General features: G+C 62.9%; 16 protein-coding genes and 2 pseudogenes. 13 read left to right on the forward strand and 5 right to left on the reverse strand.

The annotated features are described in order from the left end of the window. The 5 genes and pseudogenes from HP499_RS09890 to HP499_RS25105 form a co-directional block, all read left to right on the forward strand. The coding region (locus tag HP499_RS09890) for a hypothetical protein (RefSeq protein ID WP_172323913.1) at window positions 1-1,047 on the forward strand (1,047 nt) is incomplete at its 5' end. 11 nt (window positions 1,048-1,058) lie between these two features. Beyond that, complete coding sequence (nth, locus tag HP499_RS09895; RefSeq protein WP_172323914.1) at window positions 1,059-1,853, forward strand: endonuclease III; 795 nt, start codon at window positions 1,059-1,061, stop codon at window positions 1,851-1,853. Continuing rightward, window positions 1,850-2,527: a CoA pyrophosphatase gene (locus HP499_RS09900; RefSeq protein WP_172323915.1), complete on the forward strand. Its 678-nt coding sequence runs from the start codon at window positions 1,850-1,852 to the stop codon at window positions 2,525-2,527. Before nth ends, HP499_RS09900 begins: the two co-directional genes overlap by 4 nt. A gap of 399 nt (window positions 2,528-2,926) precedes the next feature. After that, a complete protein-coding gene (locus HP499_RS25570; protein WP_375154248.1) occupies window positions 2,927-3,037 on the forward strand; it encodes a hypothetical protein in 111 nt (36 codons plus the stop codon). 1,585 nt (window positions 3,038-4,622) lie between these two features. Further along, window positions 4,623-4,691: pseudogene (locus HP499_RS25105) on the forward strand (recombinase); the annotation flags it as partial. A gap of 119 nt (window positions 4,692-4,810) precedes the next feature. On the opposite strand, the gene HP499_RS09905 reads toward HP499_RS25105, so the two are convergent. After that, window positions 4,811-5,011: a DUF1508 domain-containing protein gene (locus tag HP499_RS09905; protein WP_172323916.1), complete on the reverse strand. Its 201-nt coding sequence runs from the start codon at window positions 5,009-5,011 to the stop codon at window positions 4,811-4,813. A 170-nt stretch (window positions 5,012-5,181) separates the two neighbouring features. Then, window positions 5,182-6,873, reverse strand: coding sequence for a bifunctional 3'-5' exonuclease/DNA polymerase (locus HP499_RS09910; RefSeq protein WP_172323925.1), 1,692 nt, complete (start codon window positions 6,871-6,873; stop codon window positions 5,182-5,184). A gap of 149 nt (window positions 6,874-7,022) precedes the next feature. Here HP499_RS09910 and ssd point away from each other — a divergent pair, with 149 nt between their 5' ends. The 4 genes from ssd to HP499_RS09930 all read left to right on the forward strand — a co-directional run bounded on the left by ssd (window position 7,023) and on the right by HP499_RS09930 (window position 10,793). Then, window positions 7,023-8,141 (forward strand): septum site-determining protein Ssd, encoded by a 1,119-nt coding sequence (gene ssd / locus HP499_RS09915; protein ID WP_309138372.1) that lies wholly within the window; start codon window positions 7,023-7,025, stop codon window positions 8,139-8,141. Continuing rightward, window positions 8,138-9,379: a TadA family conjugal transfer-associated ATPase gene (locus tag HP499_RS09920; RefSeq protein WP_172323917.1), complete on the forward strand. Its 1,242-nt coding sequence runs from the start codon at window positions 8,138-8,140 to the stop codon at window positions 9,377-9,379. The genes ssd and HP499_RS09920 overlap by 4 nt, the downstream gene beginning before the upstream one ends. A 266-nt stretch (window positions 9,380-9,645) precedes the next feature. Further along, a complete protein-coding gene (locus HP499_RS09925) occupies window positions 9,646-10,182 on the forward strand; it encodes a type II secretion system F family protein (protein ID WP_253951505.1) in 537 nt (178 codons plus the stop codon). Then, on the forward strand, window positions 10,182-10,793 hold the full coding sequence (locus tag HP499_RS09930) for a type II secretion system F family protein (RefSeq protein ID WP_172323919.1): 612 nt from the start codon (window positions 10,182-10,184) through the stop codon (window positions 10,791-10,793). Before HP499_RS09925 ends, HP499_RS09930 begins: the two co-directional genes overlap by 1 nt. Window positions 10,794-10,979: 186 nt before the next feature. Here the strand turns inward: HP499_RS09930 and HP499_RS09935 are convergent, their stop codons facing one another. Continuing rightward, entirely contained in the window at window positions 10,980-11,288 is a 309-nt protein-coding gene (locus tag HP499_RS09935; protein WP_172323912.1) for a hypothetical protein, read from the reverse strand. 39 nt (window positions 11,289-11,327) lie between these two features. Between HP499_RS09935 and HP499_RS09940 the strand changes: the two are divergent. The 3 genes and pseudogenes from HP499_RS09940 to HP499_RS09950 form a co-directional block, all read left to right on the forward strand. Continuing rightward, a pseudogene (locus HP499_RS09940) lies at window positions 11,328-11,492 on the forward strand (DUF4244 domain-containing protein); the annotation flags it as partial. Next, a complete protein-coding gene (locus tag HP499_RS09945; RefSeq protein ID WP_172323920.1) occupies window positions 11,489-11,953 on the forward strand; it encodes a TadE family type IV pilus minor pilin in 465 nt (154 codons plus the stop codon). The pseudogene HP499_RS09940 and the gene HP499_RS09945, both read left to right, overlap by 4 nt. Beyond that, window positions 11,950-12,312, forward strand: coding sequence for an Rv3654c family TadE-like protein (locus HP499_RS09950; RefSeq protein WP_172323921.1), 363 nt, complete (start codon window positions 11,950-11,952; stop codon window positions 12,310-12,312). Before HP499_RS09945 ends, HP499_RS09950 begins: the two co-directional genes overlap by 4 nt. 90 nt (window positions 12,313-12,402) lie before the next feature. Here HP499_RS09950 and HP499_RS09955 read toward each other — a convergent pair whose 3' ends face one another. Further along, the gene (locus HP499_RS09955; RefSeq protein ID WP_172323922.1) at window positions 12,403-14,745 is read right to left on the reverse strand and encodes a DEAD/DEAH box helicase; all 2,343 of its coding nucleotides are present in this window, start codon (window positions 14,743-14,745) and stop codon (window positions 12,403-12,405) included. Window positions 14,746-14,836: 91 nt separating this feature from the next. Then, entirely contained in the window at window positions 14,837-15,532 is a 696-nt protein-coding gene (locus HP499_RS09960) for a GNAT family N-acetyltransferase (protein ID WP_172323923.1), read from the reverse strand. A 148-nt stretch (window positions 15,533-15,680) separates the two neighbouring features. Between HP499_RS09960 and HP499_RS09965 the strand changes: the two genes are divergently transcribed. Next, window positions 15,681-16,577 carry a rhodanese-related sulfurtransferase gene (locus HP499_RS09965; RefSeq protein ID WP_172323924.1) on the forward strand — a complete coding sequence of 299 codons (897 nt, stop codon included), beginning with the start codon at window positions 15,681-15,683 and terminating at the stop codon, window positions 16,575-16,577. Window positions 16,578-16,643: the final 66 nt, after the last annotated feature.

Here is a 16,643-nt window from a genome sequence, read left to right on the forward strand (position 1 = left end):
GCTTTTCCACTCTTCTTCCTGACCATCGCCAACTCGTTCAATGGCGGCGTGCTGCTGGGTTTGATCGGTTCAGTAGGCCTCCTGGCCGCAACCGTCCTGGCCCCGCATCTCCCGTGGTTGTCCGCTGACTTCAAGGACCGCGCCGAAACACCGGCCCACGTGGTTGCCCGCGAAGCCGCAGTACCGAGCCGCAAGCCTGCTGCTCCCAAAACACCGAAGGAACCCTCAGCTCCCAAGCCGGCCGCAGGAACGGCCACGGCTGCTCCGGGGCACGGGTTCCAAGGATCGACGTCCGGATACCAGGCTCCGGGTGCGGCCGTTCCCGGGGCGGCGGCTGCTGCGGCCTCTACCGGAGCGACCGGCGCGGCTACTTCAGGGGCCGGCGCTTCCGCTGGTGCCGCTGGTGCTGGTGCCAGTCCGTTCGCTCCGCCAGCCAGCCACGGAGCTGCAGCGCCGGCCGCAACGGAGGCTCCCGCCGTCGTGCATTCAGCGGACGTGACCTCAACGGGCAGCACTCCGGCCGCCAGCGCTCCGGCAGGCCAGACATCAGCCGGGGCAAGCGCTGGTACTTCAGCGCCCGCTCCGGCGCAGGAGGTTGCTAAGGGTGCTGAGGCAGGGACGGAAGCCGGTAAGACCCCGGCGGCCGCTGAGCCCGCTGCTTCTGAGCCTGCTACTACCCAGCACGCAACACAGCCGGCAGCCCAGCAGCCTGCAGCCCAGCAGCCGGCCGCCCAACAGCCATGGGCCGCCACGATGGCCACCCCCATTGTCTCGGGCGACACCCGGCGAGTGAGTGAGTCTATTGGTGCAACCGTGGACCCGGCCAGCCGTCCGGAGGACTCCGATTCCCCGCAGTACGAGGCTTTCTGGTTCGCGGTGGCCCAGCCCAGGACTGCGTACGACGAACACACTGGCGCTCCGGCCTTCACCATCGAGCCCGGTGGGTGGGTGCTGGCACTGGAGGACCGCGGCCATGAGTTCCTGGTGCAGGACACCGACGGCAAGGTTGGGGTTCTCCGGGAACTCAGCAACATCGAACGCGGCTAGGCAGGGACGCCGTGGCCATCGCTGAAGCTGGTTCGCTGCTCGCGCTCAAGCGCCGGGCACGCAAGATCAACAGGGTTCTCGCTGAAAAGTACCCCTACGCCCATGCGGAGTTGGATTTCAGGAACCCCTTTGAGCTGGTGGTAGCCACGGTCCTCTCCGCCCAAACCACTGATGTGGCGGTCAACCAGGTCACTAAGATCCTGTTTGCCCGGTACCCGGATGCGCGGGCCATGTCAGAGGCTGATCCCGTGGAGTTGGAGACCATCCTTCAGCCCACCGGCTTCTTCCGGGCAAAAGCGCGGAACGTACTGGCGCTTAGCACCCGGCTTGTGGATGAGTACGACGGCGTGGTCCCGGGACGCCTCGAAGATTTGGTGACGCTCCCGGGTGTTGGGCGAAAGACCGCGAACGTGGTTTTGGGCAATGCGTTCGGGATTCCCGGAATCACTGTGGATACTCACTTCGGCAGGCTGGCCCGCCGCTTTGGATGGACGGCGTCGGACGATCCCGTGAAGATCGAGTTCGACGTCGCTGAATTGTTCGAACCCCGCGACTGGACCATGCTCTCCCACCGGGTGGTGTTCCACGGACGCAGGGTTTGCCATTCCAGGAAGCCGGCCTGTGGTGCCTGCCCGGTCGCGAGTCTCTGCCCGAGCTACGGTGAGGGCGAAACGGATCCCGTCAAGGCAGCCAAGCTGCTGAAGTACGAGCTCGCGCCAGGCAACGAAGCTTTGCTGGAGAAGCTGCTGGCCGAGACACACAGGGCCGCGGAGATCCGCATGGAATCACAAAGGAGGCCCGGGTGACCGCGCTTGAGGAACTGTCCGCGCTGGTCACCCGCTTTGAAGAAGGTCAGCAACAGCATTCGGCTCTCTGGGAGAAGTTGCCCGTCATACCGGAGACCAACCGGCCGGCCGCTGTCCTGATGCTGTTCGGCGTGCTGGATGACGTACCGGCTGAGTCCGGGCGGCCCATAGCTCCTGCAGACCTTGACGTCCTGCTGTTGGAGCGCGCACACACCCTCGACGACCACCCCGGCCAAGTAGCTTTCCCTGGCGGAATGGTGGACCCGGAGGATGAATCGGTAGTGGCCGCCGCATTGCGCGAAGCCGTAGAGGAAACGGGGCTGGACGCCAGCGGTGTTCGCGTCCTCGGCGTCATCCCCGAGCTCGGATTGATCCGCAGCAACTTCCGGGTGACACCTGTGCTGGGCTGGTGGGATGCGCCATCGCCCGTCCGCGTGGTGGACTATGCCGAATCCGCGCAGGTCTTCAGGGTGCCGGTGCGCGACCTCTTGGATCCAGCCAACCGCGTCACCGCCACCATCACCCGCTTCGGCCGCACGTACACCAGTCCAGGGTTCACGGTCAATGGCGTGCTGGTGTGGGGCTTCACGGGGATGGTCCTCAGCGGGCTCTTTGATGAACTGGGCTGGACCGTTCCCTGGGACACGGAGAAGCTGCGGGACATCGACCTCTAGCAACAGGTGTCTTTCGGCTTTCCACCCAGGTTCAACTAGCGACCGGCTCGGAGCTGTTCCAGCACCGCCCTCGCAAGGAGAGAAGGTAGGAGTTTCCGGTAACGTGCGGTCGCCGCATCTTCTTCCCCTGAATGGTCTAAGGCATCCCGCCGCAACTGGCACCAGTGGCTGGTTAATTTGGCGCGGCGAAGAACTTGGAACGGCGGGCGATTTCTTCGTTACCTTGCACGTCGAGCATCTGACGACCTGGTGTCCAGAAGTCCTTCCGAATCTCGCCTTGCCTCAGGGGTGGAGACTCCTATTTAGCACCCGGCTACGAAGATGTCTGGTTCGACGAGTCGTTGTTGAATTCCTGAGGAAAGCTGATCATGCATGGCTACGAAGTGAAACAGGCGCTGCATCGCCCGTGAATTAGGCAACGTCGAAAACAACTTGAACATTGCCAATATGGACTGGGAAGACTTCGCAGGGCGAACTGACGACGACGGAGCCTTTCAGGGGTTTTCCTGAAAGGCTCAGCAGCGCATACACCCACGTCCAACTGCAAACGCCATGGCCCCGCCCGTTGAAGGATTCATTACCGAACGGCGCTCCACTCCACCTGCGATGGCCCGGTTTCGTAATTGCAGTCCCGTCTTCCGTATTTCACACTGGTCTAATGCACCCATCGTGGACCCGGATACTTAGGCTTGGGCAACACTCATGGCTCGGTCTCGTTGGGGACGTCCTCTACATAGGTGATGAGACGCTGCCTAAAAGGCAGCTCGATCTGGAGACTCCGATAGGGCTGCTTCCGTGTCTTGAACGTCCTTACGAGGAAGTCCGAGCAGAACTTGGAGCACGTGAGCGTGAGTTGTCTATGTTGCCTGGGACATTGCTTTCAGCAGTTCCGTTGGCAGCGATTCCGAGGACAGCGGTGGCGACTCAGATGGACTATTGGACTTCCCTTTCCGTGCCCTGGCTGGCTTCACTTCCCGCCAGCGAGGTCGATGACAACGTCATCATTGCTATCGAAGAAGCGTCTTGGGCAGACCAGTCGAGCAGGCATGCTGCCCGTAGACTTCGACGGAGTAGGAGTAGAACCTGGACAAGGTTGCCTGACGATCCTTCATAGCCCTGCCTACGAGCGTAACTGGATCCTTCACCGGACGCGCGCTAGAGGTTAGTACCGGCGCCGGGTGAAGTGAGAATCGTGCCGTCCGACACATTCACCGGTCCTCCGGGTCTGGGGAACTGGAACAGTGAATCGACGGCAACCTCGGCACCAGATCTACCGAAAATTCTGGCTGCTCCGATAGGCCCTACCTAGTGAAGTATCCACCGGCAGTCAGGATCGATTCCCCAATAACCCACTGGCCCCAGACACATCCCACGATGAGAGCCGGCGCGAGGATGTAATAAGCAATGCGCGACCCTTTGCCCATATGATGCGCGTTAAGCTTCCTCCCGGAGCGCCACAAACCAAAAAGGAGTGCCAAACAGGGAAGCATGGCGATAGGCATTGGTATGCCGCTCCCATCCCGACTGAATTTGCCGTCGTAGGGCATTCGGGTGTCCCAGGGGACACTCAAAAACACGAAAATCGCGATCCCCAGACCGAGCACGAATCCGATTGCACACAGAACGGTTTTGAACCTAACAGCCTTCTTCCCTAACCGAAGGTCTCCATTGGTGAGTTCGCCCATCCAATGATCTTTTCCGACGCCCGACCCCACACCATCATCACTCGCCAAGGTTCGTTCCATTCTCTTCGGTCACGAGACTCACGCTTTCGACCATAGCTTCAGGATGAGTTCCACGGTGTGTAGCGCTGTTCCTAAGGCGACTCGCCTGACGTCAAGGCACGAAGGACTCGTCGACGAAGCTCCCGACTACCTGCCCTGGTGACACACTGACCTTCTGTTTTTCGAAGCGCTACTCCTGGGCCGGCCTCGATGCATGACCAACTCTTACTCGATGCATGACCAATTTTGAGTCGAGCTGCGACGAGCTCGCCGCAGCTCGGGCCAACCAACCTCCATTCGTCTGCGGTAAAACCAGTCCGAATACCTAAACCGATCTCTCGTGAGCCTCAGAGGCTGTCCGCAAGCCGGCCGGCGATACGCTCGTGGTGACCAAGCTCGACCGCATGGCGCGCTTTCTATCTGATGCCAGGGACATCGCCGGTGCCTGAAGGCCAGGGGACTCCTGACATCCTCATGTCACACTCATCTGCACTGCAGCCGGAAATCCGAGGGAGCGAGCGCGGCCGACTTTGAAAATGACGGCAGCGCTGGTTCGCTGTCAGGCGGCCTTGCGCGCCGCCGTCGAACGATCCACTACCAGCCCGGTCGCAGCGTTTTCGCGGACGGCGTTGATGCCTGCAATGACACCCTCAAGGTGTCTGAACGTCGGTGATTCGGCCACGACGGTTCCGTCGGCCGCGGTCAGGCGGAACCGGTACATTTCGTCGTTGTCCTGAAGAATTTCAAACCTGCCAGCCATTGATGCTCCCCTTGATGCTTCCTTGCACACATATGTGGACCAGCAATGTATCCACATAGTGAAAGTAGCCAGAACCAGGGGAGAACAAAAGTTACTTGGCGGTACCGGTCATTCGGCCTCATCTGGCGAGATATGACTGGATAGTCCACGAGGTTGTGGGTACTGTGCGGCTACTTCGCTTTGTCGTAGGACTCGACGACGGCGACACTCACCGGGAATTCGACCGGGATACGTCCGAACATGAGCTCCTTGGCCGCGGCGGCCGCCTCTTCGATGGCTTGGATACAGGCATCAACCGCGTCGTCCGGGGCGTGAACCATCACTTCGTCGTGCAGGAAGAAGACCAGTTCACCCATAGGTGAGCCTTCGGCGCGCGAAGCCCGCAGCCGTCGTCGTAATTCTGCCAGCCAGCAGGCTGCCCATTCAGCAGCCGAGCCCTGGACTACGAAGTTGCGGGTGAACCGGCCACGGGACCTGGCCAGGTTGTCGGCGCGGCGCTGTTCTTCGGCGGTGGTGGATTGCTGGCTCCGCAACCAACCGGCGGACGGCGGCGGGCTGCTCCGGCCCAACCGCGTGGTTACTGTCCGCCCTGCCTCGCCCTCGCGGGCTGCCTGCTCCACGAATCCGACGGCGCGGGGGTAGGTCCGCGTGAGCTGCGGCATGAGCCTGCCTGATTCCCCTGTGGTGGCACCGTAGATTGCTCCCAGCAGCGCAATCTTGGCCTTGGCACGGTCACCGCCGAAGCCTTGGGCGGCGATGCCCGCGTAGAGGTCCTTATCCCGCGCAGCCTCGGCCATTTTGGTGTCCTGGGCCAGCGCCACGAGGACCCTGGGTTCCAGTTGCGAAGCATCGGCAACGATGAGCTTATGACCCGGATCCGCATGGACCGCCGCCCGGATGTTGCGCGGAATCTGCAGTGCGCCGCCACCGCGTGAAGCCCAGCGGCCGGACACCACTCCGCCCACCACGTACTCGGGGTGGAACCGCCCGTCACGCACCCACGCGTCCAGCCATGCCCAGCCGTTGGCCGTGTGGAGCCGGGAGAGCTTCTTGTACGCCAGCAGCGGCTGGATGGCAGGGTGCTTCGACTCCTGGAGTTCCCATTGGCGGGTACTTTTCACCTCGATCCCGTTCCGGTGCAAGGCGCGCATGAGGTCCTGCGGGGAGTCCGGATTCAGGCTGGGTGAGTTGAGGATGCTCCTGAGCTCGGCACAGAGAGCTTCGAGCGCCGGCGGCCGGTGTCCGTGCGGTGGTCTGGGTCCCAGGACGTCGGCGAGGATCTGCTGGTGCAACTCTTCGCGCCAGGGGACACCGGCGTGTTGCATCTCAATGGCGATGATCGCGCAGGCCGATTCGGCGGCGAGCAGCAGTTGGAGGCGTTGTTTCTGCTGTTGTGCCTCGGAGACCTCGGAGATGGCGTGCTGTTGGGCCGCGAACTCCTCCCTGAGCTCCGCCAGCCCGGCTTTGGGGGTGGCTGGCAACAGGTCCTCGAACAGCGCTCCTTGGTCAGCTGGAGGTGGCGGCGGCTGGAGGACGCGCGGCGGCGTTGAGTCGTCGTCCTGGGTGAGCTTGACCGCATGCTTGGCATAGTCAGTCCCGGCTGTGAATTCCGAGTGCGCCAGGATGGCTCCGCACAACACCAGGTCATGGCATCGCTCCAGCTCGACCCCGTGCGTCAGGAGCTCCGGATACCAGTCCTGGGCGCGGTGCCACACCCAGCGTGGCCGCTGGGTTTCGAACTCACGCACGACGCCGGGCAACTCACCACGGGCGACGACGCGCGCGTCAGCCGTTGCCCTTCCGGTGGGGGAGATCCTTTGTATGGCTGCGCCTTCCGGGTGGGCGGCGAGCAGCAAATACATGGTCTCCATTCTGCCTTGTGTGCGGGCGCTGTGATGCCCCGGCACTTGTCCTCCACAGGCGATCGCCTATCGGGTGGTTCCAGTCCAAGTTGTGCACATACGGTCTTCATGCCCTTATGGTGTTCCACCAGGTCCACGATGGTGGATCCATGACCAAGCGAGATCGCCGGCACAGGCAACCCACCAACCTTCAAGTGCAACCGGACATGGACGGAGCCTGGGTCCCACAAGACGCTGCCGGGATATTGCTCGTCTCCGCAGACCCCTATCTGCAGGAAGAAGCTAAACGGATTGTGGCAGCTGCTGGTGGAAGCCTCACCACGGCCACCGACGTGACCGAGGCCGTGCACGGGTGGGACAGCGCGGACGTCGTTTTGGTGGGCAGCGATGTCCGGGAGTTGCCTCCTCGGCGACGCTCACCCACGGTGATGTTGGGGAGGGCTTCGGACGGGGACGGGCTCTGGGAGTTGGCCGCTGCCCTCGGCGCTGAACGGGTTGCCGTCCTTCCCGAAGCTGCGGCCTGGCTGGCCGAACACCTCAGTATGTCCGGCTCACCGGACCCTGGGGGCACGGTCATGGGGATCATCGGTGGCAGTGGCGGCGCGGGCGCCACCACTACAAGTATCTGGCTGGCACAAGCGGCTGCGGACCATGGTGTCAGTACCATGCTCATTGATGGCGATCCTTGGGGCGGCGGCCTGGAACTGGCTGTCACGGCCGAGGACATTCCGGGACTCAAATGGCCCGATTTCTCTGAAACCCGCGGAAGTATCGATTCCGGCCAGTTTCGGGATTCCCTCCCTTTCGCAGGCGGGTTCGCTTACCTGTCCTGGCCCGGCACAAGGGACGCGATCCACAGCCCGGACGCGCGGGCAGTGGCTGCTGTCATGGATGCCGCACGACGCAGCTTTGAGCTGATCCTGGTGGACATCGGGCGCAGTGGCGAAGGAGTGCGGAATCTTGCGTGGGACTGCGACAAGATGGTCCTGCTCGCCAAAGCCCAGCTCAAATCGGCAGTAGCAGCCGGGCGCATCCTCAGCGAACTCCCGCCCATGGACGCAGGGCTGGTGGTTCGTGGCAGCAGCGCCTCCTCCGTGGATGCCGCCCTCATTGCCGAGTCATTGGGACTACCCCTGCTGGGTGTCATTCCTGAAATGAGGGGAGTGGCGGCCGGGACGGAATTGGGACGCATCCTTGAACTTGGCCAGCGCAGGCCCATCAACCGTTTTGCCATGTCCGTGCTGGAACTGAACGGCGCTCTTCAATGAATCCGTTCGAGGGAACACGGCGCAGGCAGGGCCGGAAGCTCGATTCCCTGCTCCTGGAGACGGTGCGGGAGTCTGTGCTCGCGGGGAACGGGCCGGTGACGCCTTCCACGGTCGCAGCAGCGGTGCAGGCAAGCGGCAGGCTGTTGGGTACCGCCGGTGCTTTGGAGGCCGCCGAGTCCATCAATGCTGAATTGAATGGTTTGGGACCCCTCCAGCAGTTGGCCCAGGACCCTGCTGTTACAGACATCTTCGTCAACGGCCCGCATTCCGTATGGCTGGACCGCGGGAAAGGACTGGAGAAGTCATCAGTGCATTTCGATACTGAGCAACAGGTCCGGTCATTGGCGTCCCGGCTGGTATCGGCCGGTGGGCGTCGACTGGACGATGGGTCCCCTTGCGTAGATGTGCGGCTCGACGGCGGCTACCGGGTGCACGCGGTTCTCTCGCCGATATCCACGTCGGGAACCCTCCTTTCCATACGTCTTCGCCGTGAGAACGTGTTCACGCTGCCCGAGTTGAGGGAAAGCGGCATGTTTTCCGAGCAGGTGGAAGGGGTTCTAAGGGCCATCATCAGCCAAAGATTGAGTTTTCTGATCAGCGGCGCCACGGGCTCGGGAAAGACCACCCTGCTGTCCACCCTGCTCGGCTTGAGCCAGCCGACGGAGCGGTTGGTACTGATTGAGGATGCCGCCGAACTCAACCCGGTGCATCCTCACGTGGTAACCCTTGAATCCCGGCATGGAAACCTCGAAGGCGGAGGTGCCCTGGACCTCGGCGAACTGGTCCGTCAGGCACTGCGCATGAGGCCGGACAGGCTGATCGTCGGAGAATGCCGGGGCGCTGAGGTTCGTGAATTGCTCACAGCCCTCAACACCGGCCATACAGGGGGCGGCGGAACCATCCACGCCAATACGGCAGAGGCCGTGCCCGCCCGGCTGGTGGCCCTCGGTGCGCTGGCCGGACTGAACGCGGAAGCCGTGCGGCTGCAGGTATCTAGTGCCTTGGACGTCGTTATTCACGTGGACCGAACCCCGACAGGACGGAAAGTGGCGTCCATAGGAGTGCTGACTGACACTCCCGAAGACCAGAGGGTGGTCACCGCACTCCACTGGAATCAAGCAGGAATGACGTGTGGGCCCGCATGGCCGGCGCTCGCCGACAGGCTCGCCCCCGCATTACCTGCAGGTATGGACTGGGCCGGAGCGAGCGGGTCGCCGAGTCCCCGGCACACCCCATGATCGGTGCCTTTGTCCTCGTTGCAGCGCTGGCTGCCTGGCAGCACTTTCGGGGTAGGGGTGTTGATGTCCGACGCTTGCGGAAGACCTTGGGAGAGCCGCATGCCGTGGCCGGTGGCGCTGCCTTAGGTGTCCGTTCAGGGGTGAGGCTCCGTCACCCGAAACGGCGAAAACGTCCCGAACCCCTTCCGCTTGTGGTGCTCGTGCAACAGCTCGCGGCCTTGCTACGTGGCGGGCGGGGAACGTCCCGGTTGTGGGAGGAACTCTGGATGGTTCATAGTCCGCGTCTGACCAACGATGGCGGCGGCCCGGACACGGTGGTAGGGCCGGGGACTGCTTCACTTAGCCAAGAGTCTCTGCTGGTGGTGGCTGCTGCAAGGGGAGCTTCGAGTCTGGGGAACTCTTCGGCTGAGGCAATCCGGGATATTGCCGCACGGATCTATCCCCGGCGCGGGAGTTCTGAACGACGCGTGTGGATGGAACTGGCGGCCTGCTTGGAAGTGGCAGAAACCAGCGGCTGTCCGCTTGCTGACCTCCTCACCCGCTTTGCCGCCCAGTTGGAAGCCGAGGAAGATGCTGAAGCAGCCCGGCAAACTGCGCTCGCCGGGCCAAAAGCTACCGTCAAGCTGTTGTCCTGGCTCCCGGTGTTCGGCTTGGTGCTGGGGATGGCCCTGGGCGTGGATCCACTGGGAATCCTGCTGGACAACGTTCTGGGAGTTGCCACCTTCGCTGCCGGACTGATCCTGACGGTGGCCGGCCGCGTTTGGTCTTCACGACTGGTGGCCTCAGCAGCGGGGAACGCGTGATGACCGGTGCGCCAGTGTTGGCGATGGTCATGGTCCTGGGGCTGGCGGCTTCCATCTGGTACGCCGGACCACGGCGCTCGAGGGCACGCCTGCTGATTCGAAATGCCCACACCACCTCGCCTGAGCCCGGGGCAGGCCCGCACACCACGAATCCAACTGATTCGAAAGGTCCGTCCGACGGTCTCCGCGATACCGCGATGATGCTGGAACTGGTGGCGTCGATGCTTGACGCCGGAGCTGGAATCGGCCGGGCCCTTGAACTTATTGCCGGATGCGCGTCACCGCCCATCAGGAAATCACTCAGGCCAGTCGTTGCCGCACTGGCCATTGGAGCGGACTGGGAGACAGCCTGGCGGACCCCCACCAAGCACGGGCCTGAAGTGGTGCGCCTCAAAGAGGCGCTGGCTTTCGCAGCCCTAACGGGCGCTCCCTCAGCATCGATCCTCTACGCGCAGGCTGCCAGGGAACGCCGCGAACAGTTCCGGGCCGCAGAGAAGAGAGCAGCTGCCCTGGGAGTCAAACTCGTCGTTCCCCTCGGCCTGTGTTCCCTGCCGGCATTCATCTGCCTGGGGATCGTGCCGGTCCTGATCGCCATGCTTCCGGCCGGATGAAACCGTCCATGCTGACCTGCGCACAGCAGTTGCGGACGGTGCCCACTTCTCCTCCACATCCTGGCGGTTCGGAGGGGTTATCCACTTGGGGGAATCCGCTTCTTACGGGCCGTGCCGGGTCACGGAAGAGTTGAATCAGCCGGCGGACCCGCTGGCTTTTCTTGAAAGGAATCCACTGTGAAATCACTATTCAGGGCCGGATCTGCCCGTCGTCCTGACCGTCGTCCTGACCGCCGTCCGGGCCGCCGTGTTGCGGGCCGGGAACGAGTGTCGCTTTATCGAGCCGCGGTTGGCGGGAATCCTGGCACGAGGAGTTTTGGAATCGAGCAGTTTGAACTGGAGGAATTCAGGGATTCCGGCATTGGGCAAGCGGGCGTCCGGATCACCGCCGGAACGGACATTGACCTGGCGGGTGCACACGGTGTGCTGGCCGTGCCGGCCAGCATGGACCTGCAGGATCAGGGTTTGTTCCGGCGGCGGCCGGCTCGGCGTCATCGGAGGAACCTGTGGAGGAGCCGGGAGCCACGCCGGACACGTGCCATGCTTTTGGGTTCGGAGAGCGGCATGGCTACTGCAGAGTACGCCATAGCTACCCTCGCTGCAGTGGGTCTCGCCGGGCTGCTGGTGGTCATCCTTCGGAGCGAAGAAGTCCGCAGCTTCCTGCTCAACCTGATCCGCACGGCCTTGTCCTTGCCATGACGCACGTGCTGCCTGCCGTCGGGAGTCCATCTGCTGTCCTCGCCGGATCACCGTCCTGCCGGAAGAAGGACGGGGCGGAGTTGGGCGCAGTAACCGCGGAGTTCGCCGTTGCCCTGCCCGCGGTGGTCTTGCTCTTGGCGTTCCTGCTGGCAGGCGGCGCTGCGGGCATAACACAACTGCGATTGCAGGAAGCTGCCACCGCAGGAGCCAGGGCCTCCGCGCGGGGCGAGACGGGTGCCACCGTGGAAGGAATTGTCAGGCGCCTTGCAGGCGACACCGCTACCTCTTCCATGACCGACGGCGGGGGATGGCTCACGGTCACCGTCTCATCCCGGGCCGGGGGCGCCATGGGGCCGCTCATCCCCTGGACGCTGACAGCATCGGCTTCTGCCCGTGCAGAATCAGGCGGCGCCAGCTCAGCCGGGGCGTGGTCCGTTGGTTCAGGTGCCGGTCTTCCATGAACCCGTTACCAGCGCCTGTGCACTCCGAACGCGGGGCAGGAACCGTCCTTGCTCTGACATTGGGCGCAGTGGTGATGGCATTGCTCGTCGGCGTACTCGTCTTGGCCCAGGCAGGTGTGTTGGCCTCAAGGGCGGCATCCGCGGCAGACCTGGGGGCGCTCGCAGCCGCAGATGCTGCCCGAGGGCTGACATCTGGGGAACCATGCGCTGTGGCTTCCGGTGTCGTGGCGCAGCACGGGGCGACCATGACGTCCTGCACTGTGACCGGCGGGATGGTGGTTGACGTTGCCACCGAGCTGGATCACCCCTTTGACTGGGGAGCCGCCACGGGACGGGCACGGGCAGGACCACCTCCGTAGAACCGGCAGGACCGTCTGTACGAATAGGGTCCCTGGAAGCTCCCGGCTTAGGTCCCGTCCAGCCCTCCGAAATCCGCAGGACAGGGGTTTCTAGATGGCGTCTTTCAACAACACACCCAGGAGTTTGATGGCGGCTGCCTTGTCCAGCGGATTGTTCTTGTTCCCGCATTTGGGGGACTGGACGCAGGACGGGCAGCCAGCCTCACACTCGCAGGCCTGAATGGCTTCTTTGGTTGCCGTCAACCAGATCCGGGCCTTTTCAAAGCCCCGCTCGGCGAAGCCTGCGCCGCCTGGATGTCCGTCGTAAACGAAGATCGTGGGCACCCCGGTGTCGGCATGGAGGGCCGTGGAAACACCGCCGATGTCCCAGCGATCACTGGAAGCCACCAAAGGGAGGAGCCCAATGGCAGCGTGTTCAGCGGCATGAAGTGCCCCAGGGAACTCTGCTTCCACCAGTCCTGCACCGTGAAGGGAACGGTTATCAACTACAAACCAGACGGCCTTGGTAAAGAGATCCCGGGCTCCCAGCTCCAAGGGTTCTTCGCCGAGGATCTCGTTGGAAATCAAGGCCTTGCGCTGGAAGGACACAACTTGCGTAGTCACTTTGACGTCGCCGAAATGCACGGTGATGTCGCCCCACTGGACCGAGCGCAACGTTTCAAGGACTTCGATCTGGGTGACGTCGCGGGCGGTGGTGTAGAAGTCGGGATTGACCCGGCGCACCATCACGCAATGGTCGGCCTCGTTGAGGTCCTCCACCAGGTAGCTATCACCTTGGTGGACGTAGATGGCACCTGTGTGGGCCTGATAGTGGGTTTGCGGAGAGTCCATGGTCCCCAGGAGAGAGCCCGTTTCGGCGTCCACGATACTTACCGGACCACCCCCGTCGGCGCGGAGATTGACCATTCCCGCGGCGCTCTCCGGATGGGTCCAGAACCATCCCGCGGGCCGTTTGCGGAGGTATCCCTGAACCACAAGACGGTCAAGCAGCCCTTCGGAGGTGGGGCCAAAGAGATCAAGCTCGGCCGGCCCGATCGGCAGCTCAGCGGCAGCGGCACACAAATGGGGGCCAAGGACGTAAGGATTGCCGGGATCAAAGACAGTGGCTTCCACAGACACGTCAAAGATGGCCTCGGGATGGTTCACCAGGTACGTGTCCAAGGGGTCGTCGCTGGCCACGAAAGCGGCGATGGCGTCCTGCCCGGCCCGGCCGGCCCGTCCAATCTGTTGGACAAGGGAGGCGCGGGTGCCGGGCCAGCCTGCAACCAGCACGGCATCAAGCCCCGAGATGTCGATGCCGAGCTCCAAAGCGGACGTGCTGGAGACCCCCAGCAACTGGCCGGATCGCAACGCCTGCTCCAGGGCACGCCGCTCTTCGGGCAGATATCCGGATCTATAGGCTGCAACCCGCCCTGGCAGGCTGGGGTCCACCTCATCGAGGAGTCGCTTGGTAATGGAGGCAATGGACTCGGCACCACGTCGGGACTTAATGAAGGCGATGGTCCGGACGCGCGAGGAGACGAGGTTGGCCAGAATGTCCGCTGTCTCCGCTACGGCGGTTCGCCGCTGTTTAGCACCGTTCTCACCCTTGACGTCTGTGAGCGCCGGCTCCCAGAACGCGACCGTTGTGGAACCATGTGGGGAGCAGTCCTCGGAGACTTCCCTGACAGGGGCACCGATGAGCCGCCCAAAAGAAACGCCGGGGTCGGACGCCGTCGCGGAAGCGGCAATGAACACCGGCTCGGGAAACGTGTTTCCTGCACCGTAATAGGCACAGATCCGCCGGAGCCGCCGCATCAGGTTGGCCACGTGGGAGCCAAAAACACCGCGGTAACTGTGGGCCTCGTCCACAATCACGTAGCGCAGCCGCCGGAAGAACTTTGCCCACCAGGTGTGGTTAGGCAGGATTCCGAAGTGCAGCATGTCCGGGTTGGCCAGGATGAAGTTCGCGTGATCGCGGATCCAACGGCGCGATGCAACATCGGTGTCGCCGTCGTACGTTTCCGCCCGCACGGTGGGCAGCTTCAGCGCGCGGATCGCCGCGAGCTGGTCGGCGGCCAAAGCCTTGGTGGGGGACAGGTACAGGGTGACTGCGCCGTCGTCGTGGATCTTGCCGGGATCGGAGAGGACGCGCAGCTCGGAACGGTGTATCGCGTCCAACGCGGGCAGTTGGTAGGCGAGCGACTTTCCGGAAGCCGTTCCCGTGGCGATGACCACGTGCTGACCGGAATGGGCGAGGTCCGCGGCCTGGACCTGGTGCCGGTACGGTTCCTGGATCCCCAGTGCCTCATAGGCGCCCACGACGTCGGGGTGGGCCCAGCCCGGCCAAGGCTCGTTGACGGCTTTCCGGGCGGGGATGGTGTGGACATGGCGCAGCTGCTCCGGATCCGCAGTCCGGCCCAGCAGGGAGATCAATGAATGAGGTGCAGCCACCGAATCATTCTGTCACTCTGCGGGCCGGCGAACGGCGGCACCCAAGGGCACCGCCGTCGAACCTGGCTCAATAAGCCGTCGGAGCGAGAAGTTATACCCCGGAAAGATCTGACCCTTCGGTACCACTGGCGGACATCATCAGCACGTGGCCCACCACGTCCCAGCCGAGGTGTGAATAGAGCTTCTGACCGTCCAGGGAGGCGAGCAAAAGGCCGTTCTCAACGTCGTGAGAGAAAGCTTGGGCGGCGAGGGCCTTCATAATGAAGCTGCCCAGGCCGCGCCGTTGGAAGTCCGGTTCGGTAACGATCTTGTCGAAGACGGCAGTGCCGTCCACCACGAAGACCCGTCCGCTGGCAGCTACCTGCTCGCCGGAATGGACTACCGCGTAGTGGACCCCGTTGGATTCGGAGGTAGCAAGTTCAAGATCGTCATCCGGCAGCCAGGGGTCCTCGGAATCCTGGGTTTCCATGTCCACGATCATCATGGTTTGGGATGCGGACGTCACAGTCAGCCCGTGCTGCTCAGCCAGGTACTTGTAGCGTTGGACATCGTTGGTGAGGACCGTCAGGATCCGGGTGGGAGCCTCTGCGGTTTTAGCCGCCAGGGCGGTGAACTCTTCGTCCGAGGGATCGTGGGCGAAATACTCCCAGTCACCGGTCTTGTCGGCGCGAAGCGCAGCAGGGAAGCGGCCCTCTTGGCGTGACTCATAGCCGCGGCAGCCGGACCAGCCGGCTACCCAGACTTCCAAGAGGTGCGCAATGTCTTCAACCAAGGCGTCTGGACTCATGTAGAGAGAGTATGCCAGCGCACCATGAAGCAACAGAGCCGGATCGGTCCCGGCATGGTTGCTTATGGAATTGTGACTTCTCCTCTTGGCGGGCTGTACCGGCAGTCCGTCAGGCCGGCGATTTTACTGCACCAAGTACCCTTGAATAGTGGCTTTGAACCGAATTGTGCTCTTCTATGGCTTTACCCCGATCGCCGACCCTGACGCCGTGCGTCTATGGCAGCGCGCCCTCTGCGAGAAACTTGGGCTCACCGGCCGGATACTCATCTCGAAGGACGGCATCAACGCCACGGTGGGCGGCGAACTGAACAACATGAAGCAGTATGTGAAGACCACGCGTGAATATAAGGGCTTCCACGGAATCGACTTCAAATGGTCGGAAGGAGGCGCCGCAGATTTCCCGCGCCTCAGCGTCAAGGTCCGCGATGAAATCGTGTCGTTCGGTGCTCCCGGGGAACTGAAGGTTGATGACAACGGCGTGGTGGGCGGCGGCAAACACCTGCAGCCGGAGGAACTCCACGCGCTGGTGGATGCGAAGAAGTCCAGTGGCGAGGACGTGGTGTTCTTTGATGGCCGCAACGCGTTCGAGGCACAGATCGGCAAGTTCAAGGATGCGATCGTTCCGGACGTGGACACCACGCACGACTTCATCAAGGAACTGGACTCGGGCAAGTACGACGACCTCAAGGACAAGCCGGTCGTCACTTATTGCACTGGTGGAATCCGCTGCGAAGTCTTGTCCAGCCTGATGGTCAACAGGGGCTTCAAAGAGGTGTACCAACTGGATGGCGGGATAGTCCGCTACGGCGAAACGTTCAAGGACAAAGGCCTGTGGGAAGGTTCCCTGTATGTCTTTGACAAGCGCATGCACGTGGAGTTCAGCGAGGACGCCAAGACCATCGGTGAATGCGTCCGCTGTGCTGGGCCCACCAACAAGTTTGAGAACTGCTCCAATCCCAGCTGCCGCACTTTGACCCTTTACTGCGCCGAATGTGCTTCCAGTCCTGAAACGCTGCGCTGTCCCGGAGGCTGCGAAGCCGCGTAGCGGCGGATTCAGAGCCTGCTGACCCTGTAGGCGAAGTTGGCATCGGACCTGGAGCCGACCCTGATG

The organism is Paenarthrobacter sp. CM16 (genome assembly GCF_013179505.1).
Classification (GTDB): domain Bacteria; phylum Actinomycetota; class Actinomycetes; order Actinomycetales; family Micrococcaceae; genus Arthrobacter.

Coding starts and splice junctions, on each gene's coding strand:
- HP499_RS09925 (WP_253951505.1), top strand. CDS start 9,646: ATGGTTCATAGTCCGCGTCTGACCAACGATGGCGGCGGCCCGGACACG.
- HP499_RS09905 (WP_172323916.1), bottom strand. CDS start 5,011: ATGGCTGGCAGGTTTGAAATTCTTCAGGACAACGACGAAATGTACCGG.
- HP499_RS09950 (WP_172323921.1), top strand. CDS start 11,950: ATGAACCCGTTACCAGCGCCTGTGCACTCCGAACGCGGGGCAGGAACC.
- HP499_RS09910 (WP_172323925.1), bottom strand. CDS start 6,873: ATGTATTTGCTGCTCGCCGCCCACCCGGAAGGCGCAGCCATACAAAGG.
- ssd (WP_309138372.1), top strand. CDS start 7,023: ATGACCAAGCGAGATCGCCGGCACAGGCAACCCACCAACCTTCAAGTG.
- HP499_RS09935 (WP_172323912.1), bottom strand. CDS start 11,288: ATGACGCCGAGCCGGCCGCCGCCGGAACAAACCCTGATCCTGCAGGTC.
- HP499_RS09920 (WP_172323917.1), top strand. CDS start 8,138: ATGAATCCGTTCGAGGGAACACGGCGCAGGCAGGGCCGGAAGCTCGAT.
- HP499_RS09930 (WP_172323919.1), top strand. CDS start 10,182: ATGACCGGTGCGCCAGTGTTGGCGATGGTCATGGTCCTGGGGCTGGCG.
- HP499_RS09945 (WP_172323920.1), top strand. CDS start 11,489: ATGACGCACGTGCTGCCTGCCGTCGGGAGTCCATCTGCTGTCCTCGCC.
- HP499_RS09960 (WP_172323923.1), bottom strand. CDS start 15,532: ATGAGTCCAGACGCCTTGGTTGAAGACATTGCGCACCTCTTGGAAGTC.